Genomic DNA, 26706 nt, shown 5'->3' on the forward strand with positions numbered 1-26706 from the left:
CCCCCTTTTAATACGGTCTGGCGGTACGGCGTACTTCGTCATTCGCGGTCCGCGCTTCCGTGACACGTGCACTTTCCGACACTTGTGCTCCATCCACCCGCCACCAAGACTCGTATCCGTCCGTGTTGGTACCGGGCAGCACACGAATATGCACCAATGCCGAGCGGTCGGCGGCTTTCGCCTGCTCCAGCGCCTGCCGCAACGATACGGCATCGTCGGCCGAAAATGCCGCGCAGCCGAGATTTTCGGCGATTCCTCGATAGTTGATCGGCAGCACATTGCCGCTCTTTCCGACGAATTCGTTGCCGAAGCCGTCGCTTCCGTGGCCGCGCTGGAGGTTATGAATGCATTGGAATCCGTGATTATCGAATAAAAGGACGATGATTTTGCGATTTTCCTGAAGGCTCGTCACCAGTTCGGAGTGCAGCATCAGGAAGCCTCCGTCTCCGACGAGCGCGTACACATCGCCGCGGTCATGCGCCAATTTGACGCCGAAGGAGCCGGAAACTTCGTAGCCCATGCAAGAAAAACCGTATTCCATATGGTAGGATTTCGGCAACTCCGGCCGCCACAAGCGATGCAGATCGCCGGGCAAGCTCCCCGCCGCGCACACGATGACATCCTCCGGCTGAACGAAGTCGTTGATCAACCCCAGTATCCGAGTTTGCGTTAATCCGTCCGCCGCTTCCAAAGCATAGAGCCGGTCGACTTCGGCATCCCACTCCCGCTTGCGCGCGGCGATCACTTCCGGATCGTGCTGGGTCCGATAACCGGCGGCGGACAATTTCACGGTCAATGCCTCCAGCGCGGTTTTGGCGTCGGCGAGAAGCGGCACGGCGTCCAATTTGACCGCATCGAATGCGGCAATGTTCATGGAGAGCAGCTCCGTCTCCGGGTTTGAGAACGCTGTTTTCGATGCGGTCGTGAAGTCCGATAGCCGCGTCCCTACCGCCACAATCAGATCGGCTTCCGCCACCGTGCGGTTAGCCGCAAGCGTACCGGTGACGCCTACGCCGCCAAGGTTGAGCGGATGTTTCCAAGGTAAAACGCTTTTGCCCGCCTGCGTCTCCGTCACCGGTATGCCGAAAGTTTCGGCAAACTTCTGCAGCGCCTCCGTGGCCAGCGAATAATGGACGCCGCCGCCTGCTACGATGACGGGACGTTTCTTGCCGGCCAGCAGCGCCGCCGCGCGGTCCAGAGCCGACGACGACGGCGGCCGGCGGTCGATGGCGTGCACCCTTTTGCGGAAAAACGCCTCAGGATAGTCATAAGCCTCCGCCTGCACGTCCTGCGGCAGCGCCAGCGTAACGGCACCCGTGTCGGCCGGGTCCGTCAGCACCCGTATCGCCTGAAGCAAGGAGGCCATCAGTTGTTCGGGCCGGGTGATCCGGTCCCAATACCGGCTGACCGGCTTAAAGGCGTCGTTGGCGGAAATCGTATAATCCATCGGATGCTCGATTTGCTGGAGCACCGGATCAGGCTGTCGATCCGCGAAAATATCACCCGGGAGCAGCAGCAACGGAATGCGGTTCACCGTCGCCGTCGCGGCCGCCGTCACCATATTGAGTGCGCCGGGGCCGATGGATGTCGTGCAGGCGTAGATGGACAAACGGTTGCTTTGTTTGGCATATGCGGCAGCGGCATGCGCCATCCCCTGCTCGTTCTTCCCTTGAATGAACTCCAGCGATCCGCGGCTCCGCTCCAATGCTTCCCCGATCCCGGTGACGTTGCCGTGCCCGAAGATCGCCATGACCCCTCGTACGAACTTTCGCTCCTGTCCGTCAATTTCCACATACTGCGCATCCAAAAAGCGGAGCAGGGCTTGCGCCATCGTCAAACGAACCGTTTTCATCCCGCGAGCTCCCCTTCCATCGCCGAGATTTCCTGCAATTTAACCGGGCGTCCTTCTTTCAGAGAGAGACGAGCCGCATATGCGGCCAATTCCGCCTGGAGGCCGTCATAACCGCTCACCGGCACGGTTCCCCCCCCTCGTACCGCAGCCATAAACTCACGCATTTCCTGCACATAAGACGCACTGTAGCGTTCGAGGAAAAAATACTTCGGCTTCTCCCGATGAACGCCTTTGTCGTCGAACAGCTGCGCATTACTTGGGTAGTCGTTATCCGCGGTTATGCATCCATCCATCCCGAACACTTCCACCCGTTGATCATATCCGTAGGAAGCTTTGCGGCTGTTATCGATCATGCCGAACGCTCCATTGGCGAACTTCAGAGAAATCATCGCCGTGTCGATATCCCCCATTTCCCCAATCGCGGGGTCGATCAAAACGCCGCCGGCCGCATAGACCTCCGTAATCTCGCTGCCGCTCAAGTATCGCGCCATATCGAAGTCGTGGATCGTCATGTCCACGAACATACCGCCGGACGACCGTACATATTCCGGAGACGGAGGACTCGGATCCCGCGAAGTAATTTTCACGCTGTGCACCTTGCCGATTTTGCCGGCTTCCACCCACTCCTTGACCCGGCGAAAGTTCGGATCGAAACGGCGGTTGAACCCGATCTGGAGTGGCACGCCTGCCTGTTCCGCAGCCGCGATCGCTTGTTTCGTACGATTGAAATCGAAAGATACCGGCTTCTCGCAAAATATCGCTTTTCCTGCCCGGGCCGCGGCCGTAATGACGTCCACATGCGTATCGGTCGGAGAACAGATCAGCACGGCCTCCAACTCGGGATCCGCAACAACCTCCCGGTAGTCGGACAACACTTTCGGAATCCCGATAGATGACGCCCACTCCCGCGCCGCATCAGGATACAAATCCGACACAGCCCTCACGTTCACGCCCGCCGTACGCACCAAATTCTCGGCATGCAGCCGTCCTATTCGGCCCGCTCCGATAATTCCGATCTGTACCGGTCTCATTGGACACCTCTCCCTGTTTTTATCTCCCGACGAACAGTCTACCTAAGGTTAAGCGCTTTCCTTCATTGAATCATGCAACCGCTTTCTTTGTCAAACATGATTTTGGTTAACCGTTTTCTCCAAAACGAGCAAGTCCATCCCTCTGTTCTCCCAGCTTTGGTCGTTATCCCCTTCACTCAGGTCCTCACTCACCTGTTTTATATTACACCCCCTTTACCGATATCCCTTTCGCTCAGCACATGCAGTTCAAACTGTCTCGCCGCATCTCCCTACGATCACCGTGACTGCTCTCTTTTCCGCCTTTTGTCGTTATCCCCGTCGTTCAGAAAAATATCAGGCTACTACATTTGTCCGCATTTGTCGCTATCCCCTTCACTCAGAAAAAAAAAGTACACCCTCTTTCCCGCCTATTTGTCGGAATCCCCGTCGTTCAGGTCGCCGGGAGCCCTACTCCCACATGAACCTGAGCGAAGGGGATTCCGATAAAGGAGCTTTTAACCCGAACCATCCTATGCCGCTGTCCCCGTCGTTCAGGTCGCCGGAAGCCCTACTCCCACATAGGCCTGAGCGAAAGGGTTTTCGATAAAGGGACTTCTAATCAAATCTACTTTGGGGATATTGGCCGGATGCGAAAACAAAAACCGCAGCTTTCGCTGCGGCTTCATCAGGTCATTTATGAGGAAAATATTCCGACCAACGTTTATCGACCAATTGCACGATATCCTCACGGGGGAACAGCTCGTCCGGATAGCCCGGCTTCATGCGCGAGTCAATGACGATCGGCAGGCGATAGGAGATATGATGCCGTCCGGCGTCGCTAGCGGCATAGATGTCCCCCGCCGGGTTAAACCGGGTGAACGTCGTCCACAGGAACGACGTTTGGCCATCCGCGATATCCGCGTCATCGACCAGCACAACCATCGGCCACGGAGTGCCGGCCAGATGCATGTACTCCGCCAGCTCCGACGCGAGACGCGGATTCTCCGAATAGGAAGCCCCTTGCACGACAAGGCAGCCTCGGCAGTACGGTTTGATGCGGTCTATGCCGGGCAGCGGTCCGCCTTCGTAAGCCGCCGGCAACTCCCGCACGGGATCGCCGACGCCGAGCAGCACGGCTTTGCTGCCGTGGTTCAAGCGCGGACCCGTGTAGTCCAGCGTATCATGCGAGGTATTGTCGAATACGAACAAATCTTTCGCCGGATCGAATCTCTCCAGCATTGTCTCGAGCAGCACCGGGAAGTCGGCCAAATCCAGCGAGCGGTCGGTGAGCATCAAAATTTTGGTGAGGGTAAGCTGTCCTTCTCCCAAAATGCGAAACGCGGTACCGAGAGCTTCTCTAGAATAGCTCTCCCGCACGACGGCTGCGGCAAGGGAGTGAAATCCTGTCTCCGCGTAAGTCCATAAACTGCGCACCCCGGGCATGACAATCGGAAAAGCCGGCGATAAAAGCCGCTGCAGAAACTCGCCAAGGTAGTAGTCTTCCTGACGCGGTTTCCCGACTACAGTGGCGGGGTAAATCGCGTCTTTGCGGTGCCATACATGGTCGACATGAAATACCGGAAAATCATGCGTCAGCGAGTAATAGCCGTAGTGATCGCCGAAAGGCCCTTCCGGGCGGCGTTCATGCGGCGGCACTTTGCCGACGATCGCGAACTCCGCTTCTGCGGGAATGCGATGGCCGCCCAAAGGGTTGTCCGCCATCGGCAGCTTGCCGCCCAAAATTAAGGAGGCAAGCAGGAGCTCCGGAACATTTTCGGGCATCGGAGCGATCGCGGACGCGATTAAAGCCGGCGGACCTCCGAGGAATACCGATACCGGCAGCGCCTGGTTTCGTTTCTCCGCCTCATGATAGTGGAAGCCGCCGCCTCTATGGATTTGCCAGTGCATACCCGTCGTCCGGTCGTCGAAAATTTGCATTCGGTACATCCCGAGATTATTCTGTTTCGGATGATCCGGATGCTCCGTGTAAACGAGAGGCAGCGTGACGAACGGACCGCCGTCTTCCTGCCAGCTCGTGATGACAGGTACTCCTTCGAGCGGACGCTCCCGCTTGGAAGCTTGAAGCACCGGCGCTTGGTCCGAAGACACCTTGCGCATGCCGACCTTCAACAGATCGAACATCATATCCTTTTCCCGCCACAAAGCAGGCAAGGTAGGCGGCATCAGCGAGTCCATCGCGCCGATCAGACGTTTCACCAACGCTTCCGGCCGCGGACCGAATGCCATATCCACCCGGCGGCTCGTGCCGAACAGATTCGTCACAATCGGAAAACGGCTGCCTTTCACATTCGTAAACAGAAGAGCCGGTCCTTCCCGGTCGATGACCCGCCGATGAATTTCGGCGATCTCCAGTACCGGATCGACCGGCGCCTTGATGACGGCCAGTTGGTTTTCCCGGCGAAGCGCCTCTAAAAAGGGCCGCAGCGAAGAAAAGATCATGTTTATGCCTCCGATAATCGTCTAATCACGCGACAAATGCCTTGCTCGCAGGGCCAGTAAGCAAAGCATGCTGAACAGCGCTGAAATGATAATGGTATGAAGCAGACTCGTAAAAACATAGACGTCGGGGTTGTCCAGCGTATAGGATAGCAAACCGCCGCTTAACACTTGCAGCACGACAAGCCACAAGGAAATGTTGGCCAATCTTGTCGTCTCCGAAGCGGCTCCTGTCCGGCTGCGGACGAAGAACACCAACGCCACGACGAGCAGCAGCATCACGAATGCAGCGATCCGATGGGCGAACGCAATCCCGGTGGCTCCGGCCAACTCGGGAACGACATCGCCGTTGCACAGCGGCCAGCCGATGCACCCCCCGCCTGAGTGAGTGTGTCGAATATAAGCGCCTAAATATACCACGCCATAACAGTACACAAGAATCACAGCAGTCAGCTGAAAAACGGATCGGGGAATACGCCCGAGACTACCGGATGCTGTATCCGTTACACTCTCGGAAGCGTCGCCCGTGGCCGCGAGCCTCTTGGCGTACGAATACAGCAGCCAAGTGGAGGTGAAAGCGAACAGCGAAATGCCGAAATGCAACGCCAGCACGGCGGACGACGTCGGCCACACGACCGCCATCGCGCCGAGCGCCGCTTGGAGGAACGTGAAGAAAAGCCCGGCCGAAGCGTACCACACCGGTTCTTTGCGCCGGACAGGCCGCCACATCAAAGTCACCAGGAATGTCGCGCCGATGAGCAATCCGACAATGCCGCTGACCGCCCGGTGCGAATATTCGACAAGCGATTCGACGGTGTAAGCCGGCACGAATTTGCCGTTGCACAACGGCCAATCGGTGCCGCATCCCCGGCCGGAGTCCGTGTTGGTGACGAGAACGCCGACCAACAGCACAAGAAACATGCCGAGACAGGTAAGCATCGTTAATAATTTATATCGTTGAACGGTCATGCCCATCCCCGATTTCTATTGTGAAAGTAGGCACATGAAGGCCATTTCCCATTATACCGAACCCTGCCCGGCAAAACCATGTTCAAAATGTGAACTCCGCCGCACATAAAAAGCCGTTCCCGGACATTTTTCCCCGGAGAACGGCATTTCGGCATCGGCAAGGCGCCGTGTTATTTCGACGGTGTTATCGCTTCTGCGACGGCAACCGCCCGGTCCAAGAACTGCTCGATCTCTTCCCTCGTTTTGCGCAGCTTGCTGACAAACCGGACGAGCTCTTGGCCGTTTTTGAAAGCGATGAAGCTCGGAATTCCTAAAATATTCAGCTCTTCGCACAACTCGGGCATTTCATCCCTGTCGATCTCGATTAGCGCCAGCTTATCCGCATAATCGGCTTCGACCGCCGGCATGAACGGATCGATAAAATGGCAGTCTTTACACCAGGTCGCCTTAAACACAGCCACCGTCAGGCGGTCCCCGCCGACCGCCTCCCGAAATTCCGCATCGTTCGCAATTTTTTGCATCTATGTTCTCCTCCCGGCTCGTGGAATCAATCGCCTGTGACCCGTACGGATATTATACGCCCCGGCCGATTCGGCTACAAGCTGCCGGAATTGGTTATCCTCCCCCTATGGGAAAGTTCGGATAAAGGTGGATGCGAATGGCGTATTTGTTGAAGAAGCTGGCAGAGGGAGTTTGGCGTAAAGCGACAGTATACTGGCGGTCGGCCGTCATGAGTGGATCACCGCGCCAGCTCACCTGGCATCGGGAAGTGGTACAGGAACTGGCGGCTGCTTGGAAAGAACAGAAAGAGCGGAAATGTGATGGCCCGTTTTCGTTTACCCACGCAAGAGAGCGGATCATTTGTGAACATATTCGAAAAGAAACGACGGTATGGAATCGCAACAACGTGACACGCACACAGGCTTATTGGAACGTGTATCGGGAATTCCCCGAACTGCACTGGGCACTACTCGCCCATCTGGTGTCCCGCAACGGCGGCTGGTGCATGACGGATCTCCAAGGACAGTGGCTGCCCAAGCTGCTCGGCGGGGACTTGCGCGAAAAACATTTTCAACTGCTGGAATGCTGCAATGCCCTCATTTTCCGTGATGCGTATCCGCAGCTCAAGCTTTACGCGGAGAGCCGGCGCACGGGAAAATCCCTGCTGCACCTGCTTCCGTATTTCGAAGTCTCCGCGTTCATGCTGCCATTGTGGCAGCGTTTTTGGAAGCATACAGAGTCGGCGTTGCTCACCGTGGCGTTAATCATAAATGAGCAAAACGTCATTCAGGGGCCGATAATCGAGGGCAGCTGCAGTGACGTTCTCGAGTCCCTCTCGTTCCGCAGCCAGCCGTTGCTTCAGACGAATCAAATTGTGTTCCCGCTGCTTCCGCCCAGCCGCGAGCCCGGCCATGCTCCTTTACGCCTCGCCGGAAGGATCATCGAGCGTTTCGAAAACTTGCATGAGCGGATCGCATTCGGTAAAGAGTTGTACGCTATTTTATTCGGCTATCCCAAAATATTGTCCGGCGCGGAATCGTTCGCCGGGCTTGTGGCGCATACCGGCTCGCGCGCCGACTACTGGCCGCAGCGGTTTGACCCGCGCCGAATAAAAACCGGCGGAACGCCCCGCAAAAGGAGGCATTCCGCCGGTGAATTATGGTACAGCCCGCCGCTGGAAGCCGCATGGCCCGATCAGCCGCTTCCGGAAACCGCGCCGCCGGATTGGTTTACAGCCCCGGACGCCGTGCTTCCTTATCTGAACGAGCCACGGCCGCCGAAGATTCTGGACATGACGTTCGAACATTTGCACGGCCAGCGGAAGCTGCAAGTCGCCGCCGAAGCCGCCAACTTGACGCGAAGCCCGTGACTACATCTGCTTGGCGGCCGTTTTGCCGCTCAAGCGAAGGATCGGTGCCAAGAGCCTGCGTACCGGACGCGGATAACCGGCGGCTTCCTCCGGAGTGATGACCTTCAGCAGCACGAGCAGCGTTGGGTACAATCCGATCACCGCCAAACCGATCACGCAAGAAGAAACGAAAAAGGCCAGTTTAGGCGGAACTCCCTGAAGCAAGGCGAGCACACCCGACTGCAAGCCCCAAATGGCAGCGGATACCACCGCGACGGTGACCAGGAATCCGGCCCAACGACGCCGCTCAATGACGGTAAACGATGACCGTTTTTTCAAGCTGAGCACGTTAAATCCTAACGCCCAAATGAAACAGCACGAAGTCGCCAAGATCAGGCCATATACGCCAAGCCAGGGCGCCAAAATGAAGCTGAGGATCACCTTAAGGACAATGCCGGTCAATGCATGAAGAGTTGCTTTTTTCGGTTCACCGATTCCAAGCAGTATGGAGTTCGAAACCATCATGCCGATCTGAAAAATCGTTCCGAACGTCAGCATCGCGACAATCAGGCTGCCTTTCGGTTCTTGGAAGAGCAGCCCGTTCACACTGTAAGCACCGACAGATAACAACAGGACGATCGGCATTCCGCTGAACACCGCGATACGAACGGCCAGCGAGGACTGCCGGCCGACTGCCTCACGATCCCCGACGGCATGCGCGGACGAGATGACCGGAATGATCGACTGGCTGAGCGCAACCGCGAGGATGACGGGAATACCGGCAATCGCCTGTGCGTTTAATCCCAGAAGACCCCACCAATCATTAATGAGCTTCGGGTCAAAGTGGCCGCGGGTCAAGGATTTGACCATCATGTTATCCAGCGTATATAAGAGCTGTACCGTAATGGCGGTCATCACGATCGGAACGGAAAGACGGAACATTTCCCGATAAATGTCGCGAAGCGCCAGCTTTCGAGAGGCATCTCTGGTATTCAGAGTTTCCGCACGATCATTATTTCGAAGCTTCTTGGCGTAATAGAGCATAACCGCAAAAGCGCCGATACTGCCGAACACGCTTCCGAGGGAAGCTGCTGCAGCAATTCCTTCATCATTGCTCGCATTCCAGCTGTAAACCAGGAAAGCCAACAGTACCGCGGCCATTACGCGTAAAATTTGCTCCACAATTTGCGACATTCCGCCCGCCGCCATGAATTGCCGGCCTTGGAAGTAGCCCCGCATCATCGCGATCGTTGGAAACAGCAGCAACGACGGGGCAATCGCACGAATCGCCGACGCCGCCTGCGGCTCATGCAGAATGGGACCGGCTATCCACGGTGCCAGAGCAAACATGCCGGCGGTAATGACGGCACCCGCGATTCCGCCGAAAAGCAGGGCGGCACGGTAAACTTGCTGCGCCTCTCCGATGCGTCCGAGAGCATATCGTTCCGATACCATTTTACTGATAGCGCTTGGGATGCCGGCAGTGGCGACTACGAGCAGCAACAGATAGACACCGTTTGCCACCGCAAAGTAACCTTGTCCCACCGAGTCCATGATATAGTCGAGCGGCACGCGTTGGAATACGCCCAACGCTCTCGCCACCAGCGCTGCGGCGGCGAGAATCAGCGTGCCCTTTACAAGCGAATCTTTTTTCACGTGATGTTAAGCCTCGATTCCGTTGATCGGCTCGAGCGGCTTATGGTTGCCGCGAACCGGTTTTGCCGCACCCGATGGTGCCGCCCATTTGACGCCGTTGGCAATGACGCGGCGAACGTGCGGATGGAAATAGGTCGGGTACGTTTCGTGCCCCGGACGGAAGTAAAACACTTTGCCCTGGCCGCGATGCCAGGTACAGCCGCTGCGGAACACTTCGCCGCCTTCGAACCAGCTGACGAAAATCAGCTCGTCCGGTGCCGGGATGTCGAAATGCTCGCCGTACATTTCTTCCGGCTTCAGCTCGAAGTACTCCGGCAGGCCGGCCGCGATCGGATGAGCCGGATCGACGACCCAGATGCGCTCCTTTTCGTTCGCTTCGCGCCATTTGAGGTCGCAGCCCGTGCCCATGAGCTTTTTGAAAATTTTTGAGAAATGTCCGGAGTGCAGCACGACCAGCCCCATGCCGTTCAATACGCGCTGATGAACACGGTCCACAATCGCGTCGTCGACCTCATGGTGCGCCATATGTCCCCACCACACGAGCACATCGGTGTTGTCGAGCACTTCCTGAGTTAAGCCGTGCTCCGGCTCCGGAAGGGTCGCCGTGCGCACGGTCAGACCTCCCTCGGCTTGCAGACCTTGCGCGATGGCGTTGTGAATGCCCTCAGGATAAACGCTGCGGACGGCTTCGTGGACTTGCTCATGCTTGAATTCGTTCCAGACGGTAATTCGGATCATGTTCTATCTCTCCTTAAGATTAATAGATAACGAGCCAAACGATGAACAAAACAATCATGACAAGCTGCAGCAAAATTTTGACCACGGTGCTGCTAAGCAGCCCGATGAGCGCCCCCCAGCCGACTTTGATCGATCGGACGACCAAATCCCGGTTCAACGAATTTCCGCGGGAGATACTGTCCATCAACTCGCCGATGATGGCGCCGGCCAATGGACCGATAATCAAGCCGAACGCCGGGATGATGAATGGACCGATCAGGATGCCGATTGTGCTTCCGATCACCGAGGCCCTCGAGCCGCCGTATTTCTTTACGCCCCATGCGTTCACCACATAATCGGCGACAAATAGGACGACCACAATCAGCGTCTCCAGCGTCCAGAACCAAAAGCCGAATGGCGTGAAAGAGAAAAACAGCCCGTACACGAAAAATGCCGCATAGATCGCGAGTGCGCCGGGCAGGACCGGAAACACCGCTCCGGCCATGCCCAATGCAAACAACGCCACGATGAGCAGCCAGCCAATAACATCCATCCGATCTCACGCCTTCAATACATATTGGCGGATCATATGGGCCACCCCGTCTTCCAGGTTGGTTCCCGTGACGACGTCGGCCGCCGTCTTCACTTCCTCCTGCGCATTGCCCATCGCGACACCGAGCCCGCATGCGCGGATCGCGGCGATGTCGTTCAGGCTGTCGCCCACCGCTACCGCTTCCGAAATGTCGCAGCCGATCATCCGGCATACTTCCTCGATTGCCGCCGCTTTGGAAACCCCTGCCGGATTGATCTCAATATTAAAAGGAGAAGAGTTCGTGATTTCGAGACCGCCCCATTCGCGGATTTCACCCAGAATCTGTTCCAGTACCCCGTGATCCTCGGTATAATAGCCGAATTTCAGCCAGCTGCTGCGTTCCGCATCTTCTTCGATCCAGCCATCCTTGTTGTAGATGCGCTCGGTGGTGTACGCCCAAAACCAAACATCTTGGCGCAAGGCCAAGTCATGCAGCCTGATGATCATATCGGCGGGAAGCAGCGTACGGCGGTACAGCTCATGCGGACTCCGCCAAATCTCGCCCCCGTTTACGGTGATTAACGGGCCGTCGAGGCGCAATTGTTCCGCGAAAGGAACCGCACTCGGAAAACCCCGGCCGGTCGAAATACATACCGCGATGCCCGCCTCCCGGGCGCGTCTTACCCATTCTGCATTCATCTCGCTGATCTCTTGGCGGTCGTTGAGCAGCGTACCGTCCAGATCGAGCGCCAACAGGCGATACTGTGACATTCGTTTAAGTCCACTCCTTCTTGCCGAAGCTACTTTCCCATTATACCGCCGCAATGGACGCGACACCAATCGGGAAATCAAAAAAATCCGCCCCGGTCGGGGCGGACAGCAATGATAAATATTATTGACCTGCCGGCGGTGCCGGGCTCTCGCCGGGTGCGGCCGACGGCTCTTCGGCAGGCAAAGCCGTTTTGTTCGGCGTGCCGGTGAGACCGATGGCGGCATCGTATGCGTCGAATATTTTGCGTGCGATCGGTGCCGCGGCCCATCCGCCGTATCCGCCTTGCGGCACCACGACAGCCACCGCGAGCGTCGGATTCTCCGCCGGCGCGTAAGCGATGAACACCCCGTTCTCAATCCGTTTACCCGCGATGTCCTGCTGGGACGTACCGGTCTTCCGGTAAAAATTGTACGGGAAATTTTCAAAACCTCGCACAGGTACGAGCTTCATGCCTTTCTCGATCGTGCTCCAGTAAATGTTGGGAAAATCGATCGTGTTCAGTACTTCCGGCTTGTAAGACTGCACCACATTGCCGTTCGCGTCCTTGATTTGGTCCACGAATTGCGGCTTCATACGCTTGCCGTGGCTCGCGAGAGTCACGGCATATTGGGCAAGCTGTAATGCGGTGTACCGTCCCTGCTGACCGAAAGAAGCATAAATCAAGGCGGATTGGGGACTCGACTTTTTGGCGTCAATGAGATAGTTTTTCCATCCCTTGGACTCTCCGGGCAGTCCGCTGCCGGTCAACACGCCGAGACCGAACTGCTCCATATATTTATCCCAAATTTCCACGCCTTTGGCACCGCTTCTCATATACAACGCGTTGCCGACCATCGCGGACATAAATGCGTTGGAAGATTTGGCAATGGCCATGGTGGGCGTCAGCCAGCCGTTCGCGGCATTGCTCGCATTGCGAACCTTCGTCTCGTGTCCTTTAGCACCGAAAGGGAAATACCCCGGATCGTTAAAACCGCTGGACGGGGTGATCAATTTCTCGGCCAAACCGACCAAAATGGTAAGCGGCTTCTGCGTAGATCCCAGGTAGACGAGGGAAGACGGGTGTTTCCGGCGTTCCTTGTCATCCGCGTAAGGCGCTTGCGCTTCCCGAATGGCTCCGTTAAGCGTGAAAAATTTCACGGCGTTATAATCCTTGGAGCTGATGCCGCCCGCCCACAGATTCGGGTCGTAATCCGGCATGCTCGCCATGGCCACCACTTTGCCGGTTTTGACTTCCATCGCCACGGCAAAGCCGGTGGTCGCCTGATTCCCCTGCGCTTCCACGCTTCCCGGTGGTGCGTGACGAAGATGATCCAGCTGGTCCATAATGGCTTTTTGAGTTGCCAACTGGACATCCTTGTTGATCGTGAGATATAAATTATCTCCCTTGACCGGCTTTGTCAGCTGCATGGGGCCGACGATTTGGCTGTCTTTGTTGACGGGATACGTTTTGAGACCGTTCCGTCCGCGAAGCTGCTCCTGATACATCAGCTCCAGGCCGTCAAAGCCCACTTCTTCGGACTCCAAATATTTAAGGGTCGGATCCTTGATCTCGCTCAAGTTCGTCGCTTTGTACACGTCGAGCGAGGAGGCGCCTTTAAATTGTTTCATATATCCGACCAATTGCACCGCAACTTTCTCGGGACTGTATTGACGGATACTTTCCTCGACGACGTCAATGCCTTTGAATTCTTCACGGTGTTCCGCAAAATAGGCGATTTCGGCTTTTGTGAGGCCGGATTTGATGCGCCGCGGTTGGAACGCGTAGTGCACCGCGCCTGCGAAGTCCATGTCTCCAAAAACGTCGTCCACGGTCAGCGGCTTTTTCGTCTTCTCTCCGTATTTGTCGAACACTTCCACAAGCCGAGCGGCCAGCTCTTTGCCCATCTCTTCTTTCGTTCCGGGCTCCAGCGTGAAATAAAGCGACTGGGTGGACGTCGAATAGGCGATCGGCCGCCCTTGCGAGTCATATATATTGCCGCGGATCGGCGGAATCGGCACGTTGCGCGTTCCGAGGTCGTGTTCCTTGGCTTTCAGCGTGGGACCTTCCACGAATTGAAGAATCGCCAGCCGGACGATGAGCAGCGAGAATACGGCGAACGTGACGAAGAAAAACATGTTGAGACGGAAACTGAAATGCCGACGGTTGCGCAATTCTCTTTTTTGCGCATCATCGGACGAAGAATTGCTCACCGGTGAACCCTCCTTGCCATTTTAAGCCTGCCTTATATGCGTATCGGAAAAACGCGGCGGGTCAAACCAGTTACCTGTTTGGGCCCAAGTAGGATCGAGCGGTACCCACCCCTGCCGTTCCGGCAAATACACTTCGTTCCATGCGTGTGCGCCATAGCCTCCGCGACCGTCGTAGCCTTGCCCGGTCACGACCCTGACCTCCAGATCTACTGCTCTGGCCATCGCGGCATACAGCCGGGCGTAATCGATGCAAACGCCTTTGCGCGTCGCGAACGTCTGCTCCGGATTTTGCTCGCGCCATTCGCCCTTCGTTTCATAAACGAGAACTTTTTCGTTATCGTAAGTAATCCTCGTGCCTACCCAATCGTATAATGCGCGCGCTTTGGCCTCCGGGCTCTCTTTGCCCTCTGTAATGCTCTTCGCGGCCTGAACGATGTCGTCCGGAAGCTCCGCGTCGATGACGTCGTAGCGCTTCAGCCAAAGTTCGTCCATCTCCTTGGACATTTTCCGGGCGAATACGGGCAGCTGTTGCTCGATCAACGAGCCGGCGGCCGGCCGGATGACTTGTGCGGCAACCTCCTGATATAACCCGGACTGCTGAATGTAACCGGTCATCGGACCTTGAGGGGAGATCGCGCAATAGCCGAACAAAATCGCGGTGAACAGCAGCGCTCGTCCCGCGCCGAGAGCGGTGCCGATCGCACCTCCTGCGGCGCGCCCGACCCAGCCGCCCGAAGGCAAAAGCGCCAGCGGCAGCGTGCCGGCTTCCGCCGCGAACCGGGCAGCCAATCCGATAAGCAGGCGGATCAGCGAATAGCAGAGCAAAATCAAGACCGCGAACCGAAAGAGCGGCAAATCACGCAATCCCGATACGATCGTATAACCGAACTGCACGACGACCGAGGCGCTCGGATCGGGACGAGGCATCCCGTGCCCGGTCAGCCACGTGTACAGTCTGGGAGACAGCGCCGATGCGGCCACTGCGGACAGTACAACCGCCGCTACCGTCACGAGCGAGGAGGCCAAAAAAAAGAAAAGCTGCTTGGCGGAGCCCGGCGCACCTCTTCGTATGCCTTGCAGCATCGAAACGGCAACGATCGCGAGCAAAGCCGCTGTCACTACATTTGTGTCCTGGATTTGCCAGGCATTCCAGCTGGACATCTTTCACCCTCCCATCCGTAAAATATGACGCGAGGGGTGGCGTATCCTGCGTTTATTTCACGGCCGACTCGCGGGCTTTCACGACCAGATCCCGCACTGCGCCTTCCATATTCCATTTGCCGAGAGAAATGCCGCGGAACTTGACTTCCACTTCACCGGAGTTGGGAACTCCCGACAGCTGAAGGTTAGGGGTTTCGACCGTATACGTGCCGTCCCCATTGTCCCGGTACCGCGCTTTATCCGCTTCGCCGGCCATCGCTTTGATCGCCTGGTCTTTCAAATCGGAGGTCACCTTGCTCCCGACCTCTTGCAAATCGTTGATGCTATAACCGCCGTATGCCACAATCCCGACCACGATGGCCGCGATCAAAACCCATTTGACGACCGTTTTGACCACCTTGGAAACGACAAAAATCGCCAGGACCGCAACGACCGCGACAACCCAGTGATCTTGCAAAAATTGCAGCCAAGCTTCCGGAGTCCATGACCCAGGGTTGAAATTCATCAACGATTCTCCTCCGACAATGAAATGAACACGGTAAAATCATACCGCCTCCATTATACCTTACCTACTTATACCCCGTAAACGACGGTATATCCCGGAGTTGCCGGACGTACAAGTAGGATAGACAGCCGGCTTGGATAAGCCAGGGTTGACGGGGAGGTTTCGTATTCGTGAAAACAGCGGTTTGGCTCTATTTTTTTATTTTCGTCGCGTTTTTTGATTTGCATGCCCAGTATCCGATGCTGACTCCGTTCGCGGTCTCGTTAGGCGCGGCTCCGTCTTTTATCGGCCTCGTGATGGGCATGTACTCGCTTACGCACCTGCCCGGCAATTTATTGGCCGGTTACGGGGTCGATCGGATCGGCAGCCGGCTGTTCATCGCGGGGAGCTTGACCGGCGCAGGCGTTTTGCTGCTGTTTCAAGCGCGCGTCACCGATCCTTGGCAGCTGCTGTATATCCGTTCGGCCAGCGGTTTCGTGCTGGCTTTCTTGTCGCCCGCGTGCATGGCCATGCTGGCCAAAATGGCCCGCGACCATATCCACCAAGGGAAGCTGATGGCCGGTAACGGGCTTGTGCATACGATCGCCTCCGTCGTGTCGCCGGCGGTGGGCGCTTGGCTGGCCGCTTCGATCGGATTCAACGCATCTTTCACCGTACTAGGCTGGATTTTGCTCGTTACCGGCATCACCTCTTTGGCGTTCATAAAAGAACCCGAAAAGGTGCCGATGAGCAGCAACGGACCAACGGATGCGGCAATGCCTAATCCGCATGCCGAACAGCCGAACTTGCGGCAGCCGGAACTAAGCCAGTCCGACGGCACTGCGTCTTTCCCGTGGATCGTCTTCATTTTGCCGGTGGCTCTGGCCTGCGCGCAGGGCATTTTGTCGTTCGAGCTTCCGATTCGCGCCAAAACTGCCTCTGATGTCATGAACACCGGCTTGCTGTTCTCGGTGATCAGCTTAGGCTCTCTGTCGACGCTCGCTCTGCTCTTCCTGAACCGTTACCTGCCGTATGCCCGCACGATCGGAGGTCTTGGCCTTCTGGCCGGTGCGTATTACGCCCTCGCCGCCGGTTGGCCCGTCCCGATCGCCTTCGTTTTGTTCGCGTTGGGCATGGCCAAAGGGGTCATTTTCCCCGCCATGACCTCCTTTCTGCTGCAACTCAGCGGAGCCGGCCGCTATGGCAGAACGTTTTCCTTTCTCTCGATCTCTCTTTCCATCGGCTCCTTTCTCGGTCCCGTAGCGGCCGGCATGATCAGGGACCGGTTTTCTCCGTTTTTCCTGTCATTCCTGGCCATTATGACCGCGATTCTGCTCTTGTACCCTCGTCGTACTTATCATGAAGGCTGGGAAGGAAAGCCGGCCGTACCTCACGCATAAAGCCCGTCCGCGCGGTGTGTGGGTTAGCGCACAGGTCAAAGCCGATTCGGGCGCATATCCTGCTGTGTGGGGGTGACCGCATATGACCCAATTCGCCGGGCTCAGCCATTCGCACGTCAGGACCGCCATTCTCGTGCTCGTCCTTTTCGTATTGCTCGTTATGGTACTGTTCGTCTGACGAAAGGCGAAACCTTACCCGGCTTTTCGTGGTACAATACAAAAAACATTCTCCTTCCGAGACGCCGCAATATTGGGGGTTATCATCATGGACGATGTCGCGATTATCGTGGAAGGCAAAAACGACAAAAGCCGGCTCACCCGCGTGCTGTCGCCCGAAGTGCCCATCCATTGCACTTTCGGTACACTGAATACGCTGAAGATTGAATCGCTTCGCAAAACGATCGGAGATCGTCATGTGTTCCTGTTCATGGACAACGATTCATCGGGCAAGCGCATCCGGGGTGTGCTGAGGGATGTGTTTCCCGACGCCGAGCACATTTACACTCGCCGCGGCTATAAGGGAGTCGAAGGAACGCCGGAGGAATATTTGATTCAACAGCTCGAAAAAGCCGGGTTGGAGGAATATATTGTGTATCCGGCCCCCGTCTCGGTTTGGCCGAAGGAATAAATGCGCAAAAACCGCCGTCCCGTACCGGGCGGCGGTTTTGTTTGTTCGTCATTGCATCTTACAACAAGCTTTTGATTTCCTTCACAAGATCGCTGAGCGGCCGGTTGTCTTTGCCTTTCGCGAAGTAATCGTTGGCGGAAATCCAGTCCCGAATTTGCCCTTTCTTGTCCAGAAGCACGATCAGGTTCATATGGCCGAAGTTCCCTTTATCATCTTTCGTGACCAAGATCTGATATTTTTTGGCGAGCTCCGCCGTTTGCTTCTCATCGCCCCGCATAAATTTCCAGCCGGCGTAATCGACATCGAATTGATCGGCGAACTGCTTGAGACGCTCCGGCGTATCCCGCGTCGGATCAATCGTCACCGATAAAAATTGCACCTTGTCTCCGAAGAGACCGTCTTTTTTCAATTTTTCCTGCGCCTGCGACATCAGGAACGTGGTCGGCGGACATACGTCCGGGCAATAAGAAAAGAAGAAATACAGTAAGCGCACTTTGCCGTTCGTGTTTTCGAGGGAAACGATCTTTCCTTCCGTGTCGGTATATGCGAAAGGTTCTCCCTGCCCCTGTACGGGCAGGCTGGAGCCTTTGTTCTGACTCCACAGAACGTACCCGCCGAGCGCCAGACACAGTGCCAGTACAATCAGCGGAAATCCGTATCTTTTCAAAAAAGGACGCTGCACTTTATCTTGAGCTTCCAACACCTACACCCCGTTCGTATCCAAAATCATCACCAGAAACACGACCATCAAATAATTGATGGAGAGGAAGAAATCGGTTTTCGCCCATTTCTCGTCGAATTTCGCCCGCAGCCCGACGGCCGCATGGATGAGCCAGGCTCCGCCGATTACAAGCGAGAAGACTAGAAAATAGATGCCGACGTAGCCGTATTGATAAAACAAGATAGAGGCCGGCAGCAAAAGTGCGATATAAGGCAGCATCTGCCACTTCGTCCGGGTGACGCCTTTCACGACCGGCAGAAGCGGAAAACCCGCGGCGCGGTATTCTTCCCTTCTTCGGATCGCCAGCGACCAAAAATGCGGCGGCTGCCACAGAAACAGCAGAGCAAACAAGAGCCACGCGCCTTCATCCACAGCGGCCGTCACGGCGGTATAGCCGATCACCGGCGGCATGGCGCCCGAAATGCCGCCTACGGACGTGCTCCACGTGGAGTTGCGCTTCAGCCACATCGTATACACCACGACATATGCGAACATGCCGAGCAGTCCCAGCCATCCGGTCAGCGGATTGACCAGCAGGAACAGGACCGCGAGCCCGGCGATTCCCAGCAAAATAGCATAAGTCAGCACGAAACGCGGGCTCAGACGTCCCTGCGGAAGCGCCCGGTCCTGCGTGCGGGCCATTTTGGTGTCGAAATCGCGGTCGAGATAATTATTGAATACACAGGCCGAAGCCATAGTAAGAGCGGAGCCGAGAAGCATCCACACAAGAATACGGTAGTCGATATGCCATCGGGATGCGACCCAGAAACCGCCGAAAGCCGCGAACAGATTCAGGCGGATAATGCGCGGCTTGGTCAGGGCTACTAGATCTTTGAACAACGAGGTTCCTCCTTGATGTCGAATTGCGGCATCGGCGAACTTAATCAACTCATGATACCGCAATGGAAAGGGCTTGACAACGTAACCCGCGCGGTGTTCATCAAATCGCCACCGCATGTGAACAACGTGAGAACGTCGGCCTCGCGAACCTGCTAGTAACAAATTGCGGGCGTGAGAAATACACTGTATTGCGACAATCGCCCAGTGCGAAAAGGAAGGACTGACGATCGTATGGCGGTAGTCAAGGCACCCAGCAAGCATTTGAAATTGTTGGGCCGTTTGATGCGGGCGGAAGCTGAGGGTGAAGGAGAATTGGGGATGTTGATGGTCGGAAACGTGGGGGTGAACCGCGTTATCTCCAACTGTCTGGACTTTAAAAACATCCGCACCATTCAACAGATGATCTACCAATCGCCCGGAGGATTCGAGGCGGTGCGAAAGCCGTATTTCTACCAAAAAGCGAGGACAAGAGATGTCCGTCTGGCGAGACGAAACGTGAACGGCGAGCGCCAAAATCCGGCGACCAACGCGCTTTGGTATTTCCGTCCAACCGGCGCATGCCCGTCCACATGGTGGAACCAGCGTCATACGGGCAAGTACAAGAAGCACTGCTTTTATGCTCCTCAACCGAGTGATTGCCCGGCCGTCTTTTAATAACCGACAAAAGGAGGAAACGACATGTACAGCAGCAAAATGTGGCCCCCTGCTTCTCCGACGATGGTATCCCCAGCGGCGCAAGCGCCGGGATTGGGCGCTGCCTTGCCGAATGCAGGCTATCCCGCAAGTATGCCTGGAGGCTTTCCGGGTGTGGGAGGATATCCGACGGGCGTAGCCGGCGCATCCGCCATGATGCCCGGGATGCTAGCCCCGCCGCCGATACCGAGCGGTGCCGGCTTGACGCCGGACGGAATGGCCTTTCCGACTGCTCCGCCGGCCGCTGAGGAGTCGTATATCGAAAATATTTTGCGGATGAATCTCGGCAAAGTGGCGACCATCTTCATGACGTTCGAAAGTAACCGCGAATGGAACGCGAAAGTTTTCCGGGGTGAGCTTGAAGCTGCCGGCCGGGATCATATCATTATCAGCGACCCGACGACGGGTCGGCGCTATGTGCTGCTGATGGTAAATCTCGACTATATCGTCTTCGACCAGCCGCTTGTTTATTCGCTTCCTTTCGGTACCGGCCCCGGTCCCGGGACCACCGGACTTACCCGTTCGGAATAAGCGGTCGAAACGTCCATACGCGTAACCCTTCACGGCCGCCTTTTACCCAACATTCCATATTCCGCCACTCGGAACGCCCCTCCAGGCGTTCCTTTTGCTTTTGAGCTGCTTCGTCTTCTCCGGTTGTCCGCCATAATTCCACAAAAACGCCGGGTTGTGCGGTATTTTCCAGCAGCTCGCCAGTCCGCCACAACTCCTTGTGTTCGGACGCCCAGCGGCGAAAGGCTTCCCGGTGAAGTTCCGGGATTACATATTCACAAAAAAGGATCATGCCGCGCCTCCTTTTAAAGATGAGTACTGAAAACATGCAGATTATACCAGACTGAATGCGTGCTGTCCCGGAGCGCACTTGACGTCTGTTGCCTGTAAGCCGCACAATAACAGAATGCAACTTTAAAAGCCCGAGGATTAACCCTCGGGCTTTCGGTACCGGACGCGGCTGCGTCTTAGCGGCTACCGCCCGTTTGGCCTGCGAAGCCAGCCAGTCCGCCAGCGCCTTGAGACAGCGATTGCTCGACGCTAGCGATCATGTTCTTCACCATATATCCACCGAGTGCACCAGTTTCACGAGCCGTTACGAAGCCGTAGTAACCGTCGGCAGGAGTTTGTACCCCCAGCGATTGAGCAGCTTCCGCCTTCAATTGGTTCAAGCCGGCGCGAGCTTGAGGAACCAAAGTCCGATTAGATCTAGGCATGTGTGAAGTCTCCTTTCGTCTTGATGATTATGGGGTGCAAGCTTGCCTTGTTAGTATGCTAGGCCGCGTAAAAAATATGCTCAAGGAGGTTATAAAAGTGAGCAAGACCGCAGCGCTGTTATTTGCCGTCGCATCAGTACTTGGAATGTGCGGGACCGCGTTTTCCATTAGTTACAACCCGTGGCTGGCCGTTCTGTTCGGTATCGTGACTTTCGGCATCATGGGCCTAGGCTTCGTGGTCAAAGCCCGCGCTTCGCGCAGATAATCGATATTATCGCTCAACGGGCGGCAAAAAACCCATGGCCTGTTTCACTTCACGGAGCGTTTGTTCGGCCGCGGTATTTGCCCGTTCTGCGCCGTCCCGCAGGATGGCGTGCACTTCTCCGGAGGCACGAATGTCCTTGTATTTTTGCTGGATTGGCTCCAAAGCCGCCACCACCGCTTCTCCTAAATCTTTCTTAAATGTGCCGTAACCTTGACCTTCGTACGCTTTTTGGATGTCCTGCAGCGATTTGCCGGTGACTTGCGCAAAAATGTTCATCAAATTGCTGATCTCCGGCTTTTCCTTTGGATCGTACACGATTTCCCGGCCCAAGTCCGTTTTGGCCCGGGAAATTTTTTTGCGAATTTCGTCCGGCGAGTCCAGCATCGCGATGTAGCTTCCGGCGTTCGGGCTGCTTTTGCTCATTTTTTTGGAGGCGTCGTCGAGCGACATGATCCGCGCTCCCACTTTCGGGATGAAGGGTTCGGGAATAACGAGCGTCTCGCCGAAACGATGGTTGAAACGCCCCGCGAGATCCCGCGTCAGCTCCAGATGCTGTTTCTGGTCGTCTCCGACCGGAACGAGGTTCGTCTTGTAAAGAAGAATGTCGGCCGCCATCAAAGCCGGATACACGAACAAGCCCGCGCCCACGGCATCTTTTCCGGCGGACTTGTCTTTAAACTGGGTCATCCGTTCCAATTCGCCCATGTAAGACAAGGTCGTTATCAGCCAGCCCAGCTCGGCATGTGCGGGAACATGGGACTGCAGGAAAATTGCAGCTTTCGCCGGATCCAGCCCGGCCGCCACGAACAAAGCCGCCACAGACTCGCTCTGCTCGCGCAAAGCCGCAGGCTCCTGCGGTACCGTGACTGCGTGCAAATCCACGATCATGTAAAAGCAGTCATGCTCGTGTTGAAGCGCCTCAAAGTTGATCATGGCTCCGATATAATTGCCGATGGTCAATTTGCCGCTCGGCTGGATGCCGGACAATACGCGTTGTTTAGACATTTGGATCTACCGCCTTTTCAGGGAAAAATAAAAAGGCTCTCCCGCCCGCAAGGGACGTGGAAAGCCGTGTTGCCACCCTTATTCGCTACGCGGATTGCGCAGCCTCTATGTTCCGGTAACGGGGAACGACTCGGAGAGGATCGGGCGCAGCCTGCGCCGTTAGCTCCCGGCTCCCGGCTCCATTCCGTACGGATGTGCGCACCGGTTCGCAGCCACCACCGGCTCTCTGAAGCGCCTTACTCCGACGTACTTGTTCCGTTCACAGCCGATTTGTAACTCGGTTTTTAGAACATTATACTCTTCCGCAGGACAAAGTCAACCGAGCGGCCCTTCATACATGGCTTCCCCAATATAAACCGGCCGCCCTGACGGACGGCCGGCACCTTATGTATGCTACTTGTTGGAAACGTCCTTTCGATCCCGCTGTTTCGGCTGAACCCGGAACAGGATGTTGGCCATGTTGTAGTTGGATTCGAATTGTACACTCGCGTAAATTTCTCCTTGCCGCAGAGCGAAATCATAGGAAATTTCACCGTGCGTCCAGCCGCGTTTGTGTTGAAGAGCTTCCACGGCCATCCGGCGGAGCTGCCGGACTTGCTCGGAACTCATGCCCGTCCCGCTGTTCTCCTTCTCCCCGCACATGACGGGCAGATGGCGAATCCCGAATTTGCCCACTTCGTCGTTCCGAACCTGGATGACAATCGTTCCTGCTGAAAGCCCTTTCAATTCACTTGCCAATTGCTCTAAAACCAAATCCACCTGACGTGCCAACGACACCTGCTCCAATGAATCATTCTCCTCCTTTTTTCCCATTAAACTCAGCGACTAGGACTGACCTATGACTGTGGACTCATTATACTTGAAAAAATAGAAATTTACAATCATTTTGTAAACATTTGTATCATCATGTCATGAAATGTTTGCAAATCTCGCGCGCCGCTGCGTATCTTTTCGATGCACTGCTCCAGAACCAACTTCCATTATCCTCATCCTTTATCGTTATCCCCCTCGCTCATGCACTCGCATTTTACCCACCTTTATCGCCATCCCCTTCGCTCATGTACTCGCTTTTACCCACCTTATCGCTATCCCCCTCGCCTCGTCCGAACGATCTTCCCACCCCCTTCGCCGCAGTCCCCCCAAGATTTACTCACGGCTTTTTCCACCCTTTATCGCTATCCCTTTCGTTCAGAACATTTTCTAACTCATTTGACCGCTAGTTATCCCTTTCGGTCAGGCAGCCCACCACTTGCTAATGTACCGATTAATATCCCCTCCGCTCAGAAAATAATTGGGAATTTTAATTGAAATAAGAACATACGTTTGGTAAAATGAAAACAACAGAATTGCCAGACCAGCGGACAAGGGGGTATCAGGATGCAATCGTTTTGGGAAGAAGCTTGCAGTCTTTATGAGACAGAGGAAGATTTCATCCAATTATTGTACAAGCTGAAATGGCCGGAAGGCTTTCGCTGCCCCGATTGTGGACACAAACATGCCTATCTCATCGGTACTCGCAGACTTCCGCTGTATCAATGTTCGGCTTGCGACACCCAAACGTCGTTGATCGCCGGCACTGTGATGCAAGGCAGTCGCACTCCGCTGCGCCTTTGGTTTCAAGCGATTTCGCTCCACACCCGCCCTGAAGGCGTCAACGCCGTTCAATTGTCCCAAGCGATCAAAGTCACCTACAAAACAGCCTGGCTTATTTGCCATAAAATTCGCCATGCGATGCAGCGCCAAAATTGCCATGAGATGCTTACCGGATTGATTCGTATCACCGACGCGAAATTATTCCCGCGTACGACCGGCTCCTCAGCATGGCACGAGCAAGAGCAATCGGTATTTGTCGCCGCATCCGCGGATGAAGCCGGGCAAATCGAACGGATCAAAATCAAAAAGCAAAATAAGCATGTTCTCAAAAACTGCTATGAATCGCCTAAAGTAGAACCTTTTATTTCTGAAGTTGTGGACCCTAACCTTGCCGAAAAAGTTACCGTATCTCGTCATTATTTTGGAGGTAAGCGAGACTATGTGCTGCTCAATATTGCTCAAAAGGCACAAAATGCGCTGGCACGAACTTTCCGCGGCGTCAGTCCTAAGCATTTACAAGTTTATTTGGATCAATTTTGCTATGTCTTCAATCGGGTTAATCGTCCCCTCCTTCAAGAATTACGGATGGCTTGCAGTTCCGGGCCTTGCATCACTTATCCTGCCTTGATCGGCGCTACGGCCGCAACACGTTATCGATTCCGGAAACGGAAGACGATGGCATGGAGAGAAGCAAGTTAGTCTCTGCGGTTGAACCATTGAACGGCACTCCCTGCAACCTGAGCGAAGGGGATATCGACAAAGGGAAAAAATAGGTGGATACACCGATTGAAACAACGAAAAAGCCCCGGAAGCGAGATGCCACCCGAAGCTCTTTCGTGAAGAATCTATTTCGTTTGTTACTTTATTTCTGAATGAGCGCAGCGTAGCGATCGACGTCTGAAACCGCACGTGAAACGGCAGATCGCCAAAATTCCGGACGATCCAAAGCCACGCCTAAATGACGGGAAGCCAGATCTTCAACCGTCATCACCGCAGTGTCCCGGAGGAGAGCGTCATAACGTTGATGGAAGTCCGCGCCTTCTTTTTCCGCCACGGCTACGAGACCTGTGCTGAATAAATATCCGAACGTGTACGGAAAATTGTAAAACGGTACATCGGTAATATAAAAATGCATTTTCGAAGCCCAAAAATGAGGGTGCCAGCTGGACAGAGCATCACCGTACGCTTCTTTTTGCGCATCTACCATCAGCTCGTTCAACTCGGACGCCTGCAGCATGCCAGAGGTGCGGCGTTCATAAAACCGCGTTTCGAACAAGAATCTGGCCCGAATGTTCATCAAGAAGGCAACCGCGCTTTGAAGCCGGTCGTCCAACAAGGCCAGCTTTCCTTGGTCGATGGTTACACGCTTCAGCAGGGCGTCGCTCACGAGCGCTTCCGCGAAGGTCGAAGCGGTTTCGGCCACATTCATGGCATATTCCTGATTCATCGGAGGCAAACCATGAACCAAGTATCCATGATAGGCATGACCTAATTCATGCGCCAACGTCGACACATTGTCCGGCGTACCGGAATAGGTCATAAAAATCCGGGTTTGCTTGTCCAGCGGGAAGTCCGTGCAGTACCCGCCCGGGCGTTTACCCGCACGATCTTCGGCTTCGATCCAGCGTTCTTGGAAAGCCCGGCGGGCCAATCCGGCCAGATTGGGGGAAAATTCTGCGAATGCGTTCTCGATCAATGAGGCGGCCTCGCTGTATGGAATATCCGCCTGATTGGAAGGCAGCGGAGCAGACACGTCCTGCCAGGACAGCTTTTGCTTCCCCAGCAGTTGAGCCTTCAATGATAAGTAGCGCTTCAGCGGCTCAACAGCTTCCGCAACAGCCGTCCACATGGCGTCCAGCGTCTCGCGCTTCATGCGATTGATGCGCAAAGGCTCATGGAGAATATTTTTCCAGCCGCGTTGGTGGTTAAGTTTTAAGCGGAAGCCGGCCAAGCGGTTCAGCGTATCCGCGCAAAGATCGGCTTTGCCTTCCCACGCTTGTTCCCAGGCTTCCATCATCCGATCGCGGACGGCTTGATCCGGGTGACTCAGCTTGTTAAAGGCTTGTCCGGCGGACAAGGTGACCTGCCGGTCTCCTTCCTCCCAAGGGATGCCGACTCCTCCGACAATCGTGTCGTAATGTTCGCCCCAACCGTGGAACCCGTCGACCGCAAGCTCACCGGCCAACGCTTCCAGGGCTGGAGGAAGCTTTTCCTTGATCCCTTGCCTACGCTCGTTCAGTACAAAGGACAGCTCCGCACGTTCCGGGGTCTTCAGCCAGGTGTCCCACTGATCTTCCGGCATCGAGGCAAGCTGAGCATCAAACAGATCCAGCACTTGGCGGAAGCGGGCGGCCAACGTTTGCACACGTTCCGTCCAAGATACGGCACGGCGATCGCCCGTGTTCTGCGACGTCAAGCACAATACGAACGACTCGCTTTGCCGGAGCCGGGAGAGTAGCTGCTGAATTTGCGATGTCCGTTCGCCAAGCCGTTCAATATTCGCAGCTCCGCCCTCACTTTCCCGGAGTTGAGTGAGCAGTTCCGCCGTCGTTCGTTCGGTCTCCGACATAAATTCAGCAAACTTCGGCGATTCCGATCCGCCGGGGAAGAAGACTTCCAAATCCCAAACCTTTGCATAGTCGTTCGTCATCTTGATCATACCCTCCATTTACGACCCGCTATTGTC

Annotated in this window: 26 protein-coding genes and 1 other annotated feature; of the genes, 7 read left to right on the forward strand and 19 right to left on the reverse strand. The window is 55.6% G+C overall.

What is annotated here, in order from left to right; genetic code table 11:
* Positions 1–7: 7 nt before the first annotated feature.
* The 5 genes from iolD to E5161_RS17835 form a co-directional block, all read right to left on the reverse strand.
* The gene (iolD, locus tag E5161_RS17815; protein WP_136779241.1) at positions 8–1852 is read right to left on the reverse strand and encodes a 3D-(3,5/4)-trihydroxycyclohexane-1,2-dione acylhydrolase (decyclizing); all 1845 of its coding nucleotides are present in this window, start codon (positions 1850–1852) and stop codon (positions 8–10) included.
* Complete coding sequence (iolG, locus tag E5161_RS17820; RefSeq protein WP_136779242.1) at positions 1849–2883, reverse strand: inositol 2-dehydrogenase; 1035 nt, start codon at positions 2881–2883, stop codon at positions 1849–1851. The genes iolD and iolG overlap by 4 nt, the downstream gene beginning before the upstream one ends.
* 669 nt (positions 2884–3552) lie before the next feature.
* Entirely contained in the window at positions 3553–5322 is a 1770-nt protein-coding gene (locus E5161_RS17825) for a UbiD family decarboxylase (RefSeq protein ID WP_136779243.1), read from the reverse strand.
* 21 nt (positions 5323–5343) lie between these two features.
* The gene (locus E5161_RS17830; RefSeq protein WP_136779244.1) at positions 5344–6288 is read right to left on the reverse strand and encodes a COX15/CtaA family protein; all 945 of its coding nucleotides are present in this window, start codon (positions 6286–6288) and stop codon (positions 5344–5346) included.
* Between the two features lie 170 nt (positions 6289–6458).
* Positions 6459–6809 carry a thioredoxin family protein gene (locus E5161_RS17835; RefSeq protein WP_136779245.1) on the reverse strand — a complete coding sequence of 117 codons (351 nt, stop codon included), beginning with the start codon at positions 6807–6809 and terminating at the stop codon, positions 6459–6461.
* 137 nt (positions 6810–6946) lie between these two features.
* On the opposite strand from E5161_RS17835, the gene E5161_RS17840 reads away from it, so the two are divergent.
* The gene (locus E5161_RS17840; protein WP_169306748.1) at positions 6947–8158 is read left to right on the forward strand and encodes a DUF2515 family protein; all 1212 of its coding nucleotides are present in this window, start codon (positions 6947–6949) and stop codon (positions 8156–8158) included.
* Here E5161_RS17840 and E5161_RS17845 read toward each other — a convergent pair whose 3' ends face one another.
* The 7 genes from E5161_RS17845 to E5161_RS17875 all read right to left on the reverse strand — a co-directional run bounded on the left by E5161_RS17845 (position 8159) and on the right by E5161_RS17875 (position 15670).
* Positions 8159–9793, reverse strand: a complete 1635-nt coding sequence (locus tag E5161_RS17845) for a putative polysaccharide biosynthesis protein (protein ID WP_136779247.1) — start codon at positions 9791–9793, stop codon at positions 8159–8161.
* A 6-nt stretch (positions 9794–9799) separates the two neighbouring features.
* Positions 9800–10531: a ThuA domain-containing protein gene (locus E5161_RS17850; protein WP_136779248.1), complete on the reverse strand. Its 732-nt coding sequence runs from the start codon at positions 10529–10531 to the stop codon at positions 9800–9802.
* Positions 10532–10550: 19 nt separating this feature from the next.
* A complete protein-coding gene (locus tag E5161_RS17855) occupies positions 10551–11063 on the reverse strand; it encodes a DUF456 domain-containing protein (protein ID WP_136779249.1) in 513 nt (170 codons plus the stop codon).
* Between the two features lie 6 nt (positions 11064–11069).
* Complete coding sequence (locus E5161_RS17860) at positions 11070–11813, reverse strand: Cof-type HAD-IIB family hydrolase (RefSeq protein ID WP_136779250.1); 744 nt, start codon at positions 11811–11813, stop codon at positions 11070–11072.
* A gap of 121 nt (positions 11814–11934) precedes the next feature.
* On the reverse strand, positions 11935–14004 hold the full coding sequence (locus tag E5161_RS17865; protein WP_136779251.1) for a peptidoglycan D,D-transpeptidase FtsI family protein: 2070 nt from the start codon (positions 14002–14004) through the stop codon (positions 11935–11937).
* Between the two features lie 21 nt (positions 14005–14025).
* Positions 14026–15165: a transglutaminase-like domain-containing protein gene (locus E5161_RS17870; RefSeq protein WP_136779252.1), complete on the reverse strand. Its 1140-nt coding sequence runs from the start codon at positions 15163–15165 to the stop codon at positions 14026–14028.
* Between the two features lie 52 nt (positions 15166–15217).
* Positions 15218–15670: a hypothetical protein gene (locus E5161_RS17875; RefSeq protein WP_136779253.1), complete on the reverse strand. Its 453-nt coding sequence runs from the start codon at positions 15668–15670 to the stop codon at positions 15218–15220.
* 170 nt (positions 15671–15840) lie between these two features.
* On the opposite strand from E5161_RS17875, the gene E5161_RS17880 reads away from it, so the two are divergent.
* Positions 15841–17049, forward strand: coding sequence for an MFS transporter (locus tag E5161_RS17880; protein ID WP_136779254.1), 1209 nt, complete (start codon positions 15841–15843; stop codon positions 17047–17049).
* Between the two features lie 265 nt (positions 17050–17314).
* Positions 17315–17677 (forward strand): DNA primase, encoded by a 363-nt coding sequence (locus tag E5161_RS17885; RefSeq protein ID WP_136779255.1) that lies wholly within the window; start codon positions 17315–17317, stop codon positions 17675–17677.
* Positions 17678–17735: 58 nt separating this feature from the next.
* Here E5161_RS17885 and E5161_RS17890 read toward each other — a convergent pair whose 3' ends face one another.
* Together E5161_RS17890 and cyoE are read right to left on the reverse strand one after the other, a co-directional pair.
* Positions 17736–18377 carry an SCO family protein gene (locus E5161_RS17890; RefSeq protein WP_169306749.1) on the reverse strand — a complete coding sequence of 214 codons (642 nt, stop codon included), beginning with the start codon at positions 18375–18377 and terminating at the stop codon, positions 17736–17738.
* Positions 18378–18380: 3 nt separating this feature from the next.
* Positions 18381–19355 carry a heme o synthase gene (gene cyoE / locus E5161_RS17895; protein WP_136779257.1) on the reverse strand — a complete coding sequence of 325 codons (975 nt, stop codon included), beginning with the start codon at positions 19353–19355 and terminating at the stop codon, positions 18381–18383.
* 114 nt (positions 19356–19469) lie between these two features.
* Here cyoE and E5161_RS17900 point away from each other — a divergent pair, with 114 nt between their 5' ends.
* Both E5161_RS17900 and gerQ read left to right on the forward strand, forming a co-directional pair.
* Positions 19470–19892, forward strand: a complete 423-nt coding sequence (locus E5161_RS17900) for a cell wall hydrolase (protein WP_136779258.1) — start codon at positions 19470–19472, stop codon at positions 19890–19892.
* Between the two features lie 24 nt (positions 19893–19916).
* The gene (gerQ, locus tag E5161_RS17905) at positions 19917–20462 is read left to right on the forward strand and encodes a spore coat protein GerQ (protein WP_246042393.1); all 546 of its coding nucleotides are present in this window, start codon (positions 19917–19919) and stop codon (positions 20460–20462) included.
* On the opposite strand, the gene E5161_RS17910 is transcribed toward gerQ, so the two are convergent.
* Both E5161_RS17910 and E5161_RS17915 read right to left on the reverse strand, forming a co-directional pair.
* Complete coding sequence (locus E5161_RS17910; RefSeq protein ID WP_136779259.1) at positions 20446–20733, reverse strand: hypothetical protein; 288 nt, start codon at positions 20731–20733, stop codon at positions 20446–20448. The genes gerQ and E5161_RS17910 overlap by 17 nt on opposite strands.
* Before the next feature lie 175 nt (positions 20734–20908).
* Positions 20909–21157: an alpha/beta-type small acid-soluble spore protein gene (locus E5161_RS17915; protein ID WP_136779260.1), complete on the reverse strand. Its 249-nt coding sequence runs from the start codon at positions 21155–21157 to the stop codon at positions 20909–20911.
* A gap of 97 nt (positions 21158–21254) precedes the next feature.
* Here E5161_RS17915 and E5161_RS20905 point away from each other — a divergent pair, with 97 nt between their 5' ends.
* Positions 21255–21422 carry a DUF5325 family protein gene (locus tag E5161_RS20905; protein WP_169306750.1) on the forward strand — a complete coding sequence of 56 codons (168 nt, stop codon included), beginning with the start codon at positions 21255–21257 and terminating at the stop codon, positions 21420–21422.
* A 6-nt stretch (positions 21423–21428) separates the two neighbouring features.
* Here E5161_RS20905 and trpS read toward each other — a convergent pair whose 3' ends face one another.
* Positions 21429–22427 (reverse strand): tryptophan--tRNA ligase, encoded by a 999-nt coding sequence (gene trpS, locus E5161_RS17920; protein WP_136779261.1) that lies wholly within the window; start codon positions 22425–22427, stop codon positions 21429–21431.
* 47 nt (positions 22428–22474) lie between these two features.
* Positions 22475–22699 (reverse strand) — a binding site (T-box leader).
* Between the two features lie 121 nt (positions 22700–22820).
* Positions 22821–23240 (reverse strand): O-methyltransferase, encoded by a 420-nt coding sequence (locus tag E5161_RS17925; protein ID WP_136779262.1) that lies wholly within the window; start codon positions 23238–23240, stop codon positions 22821–22823.
* Between the two features lie 627 nt (positions 23241–23867).
* Here E5161_RS17925 and E5161_RS17930 point away from each other — a divergent pair.
* Positions 23868–24719: a transposase gene (locus tag E5161_RS17930; protein ID WP_169306751.1), complete on the forward strand. Its 852-nt coding sequence runs from the start codon at positions 23868–23870 to the stop codon at positions 24717–24719.
* A gap of 163 nt (positions 24720–24882) precedes the next feature.
* Here the strand turns inward: E5161_RS17930 and E5161_RS17935 are convergent, their stop codons facing one another.
* Positions 24883–26670, reverse strand: coding sequence for a M3 family oligoendopeptidase (locus E5161_RS17935; protein ID WP_136779264.1), 1788 nt, complete (start codon positions 26668–26670; stop codon positions 24883–24885).
* Positions 26671–26706: the final 36 nt, after the last annotated feature.

It is taken from the genome of Cohnella pontilimi, assembly GCF_005049045.1.
GTDB classification, from domain to species: Bacteria; Bacillota; Bacilli; order Paenibacillales; family Paenibacillaceae; genus Cohnella; species Cohnella pontilimi.

Excerpts from the sequence above, each read along its gene's own strand:
- iolD (WP_136779241.1), bottom strand. The coding sequence starts at position 1,852 with ATGAAAACGGTTCGTTTGACGATGGCGCAAGCCCTGCTCCGCTTTTTG.
- iolG (WP_136779242.1), bottom strand. The coding sequence starts at position 2,883 with ATGAGACCGGTACAGATCGGAATTATCGGAGCGGGCCGAATAGGACGG.
- E5161_RS17825 (WP_136779243.1), bottom strand. The coding sequence starts at position 5,322 with ATGATCTTTTCTTCGCTGCGGCCCTTTTTAGAGGCGCTTCGCCGGGAA.
- E5161_RS17830 (WP_136779244.1), bottom strand. The coding sequence starts at position 6,288 with ATGACCGTTCAACGATATAAATTATTAACGATGCTTACCTGTCTCGGC.
- E5161_RS17835 (WP_136779245.1), bottom strand. The coding sequence starts at position 6,809 with ATGCAAAAAATTGCGAACGATGCGGAATTTCGGGAGGCGGTCGGCGGG.
- E5161_RS17840 (WP_169306748.1), top strand. The coding sequence starts at position 6,947 with ATGGCGTATTTGTTGAAGAAGCTGGCAGAGGGAGTTTGGCGTAAAGCG.
- E5161_RS17850 (WP_136779248.1), bottom strand. The coding sequence starts at position 10,531 with ATGATCCGAATTACCGTCTGGAACGAATTCAAGCATGAGCAAGTCCAC.
- E5161_RS17855 (WP_136779249.1), bottom strand. The coding sequence starts at position 11,063 with ATGGATGTTATTGGCTGGCTGCTCATCGTGGCGTTGTTTGCATTGGGC.
- E5161_RS17860 (WP_136779250.1), bottom strand. The coding sequence starts at position 11,813 with ATGTCACAGTATCGCCTGTTGGCGCTCGATCTGGACGGTACGCTGCTC.
- E5161_RS17870 (WP_136779252.1), bottom strand. The coding sequence starts at position 15,165 with ATGTCCAGCTGGAATGCCTGGCAAATCCAGGACACAAATGTAGTGACA.
- E5161_RS17875 (WP_136779253.1), bottom strand. The coding sequence starts at position 15,670 with ATGAATTTCAACCCTGGGTCATGGACTCCGGAAGCTTGGCTGCAATTT.
- E5161_RS17885 (WP_136779255.1), top strand. The coding sequence starts at position 17,315 with ATGGACGATGTCGCGATTATCGTGGAAGGCAAAAACGACAAAAGCCGG.
- cyoE (WP_136779257.1), bottom strand. The coding sequence starts at position 19,355 with ATGCGGTGGCGATTTGATGAACACCGCGCGGGTTACGTTGTCAAGCCC.
- E5161_RS17900 (WP_136779258.1), top strand. The coding sequence starts at position 19,470 with ATGGCGGTAGTCAAGGCACCCAGCAAGCATTTGAAATTGTTGGGCCGT.
- gerQ (WP_246042393.1), top strand. The coding sequence starts at position 19,917 with ATGTACAGCAGCAAAATGTGGCCCCCTGCTTCTCCGACGATGGTATCC.
- E5161_RS17910 (WP_136779259.1), bottom strand. The coding sequence starts at position 20,733 with ATGATCCTTTTTTGTGAATATGTAATCCCGGAACTTCACCGGGAAGCC.
- E5161_RS17915 (WP_136779260.1), bottom strand. The coding sequence starts at position 21,157 with ATGCCTAGATCTAATCGGACTTTGGTTCCTCAAGCTCGCGCCGGCTTG.
- trpS (WP_136779261.1), bottom strand. The coding sequence starts at position 22,427 with ATGTCTAAACAACGCGTATTGTCCGGCATCCAGCCGAGCGGCAAATTG.
- E5161_RS17925 (WP_136779262.1), bottom strand. The coding sequence starts at position 23,240 with ATGGGAAAAAAGGAGGAGAATGATTCATTGGAGCAGGTGTCGTTGGCA.
- E5161_RS17935 (WP_136779264.1), bottom strand. The coding sequence starts at position 26,670 with ATGACGAACGACTATGCAAAGGTTTGGGATTTGGAAGTCTTCTTCCCC.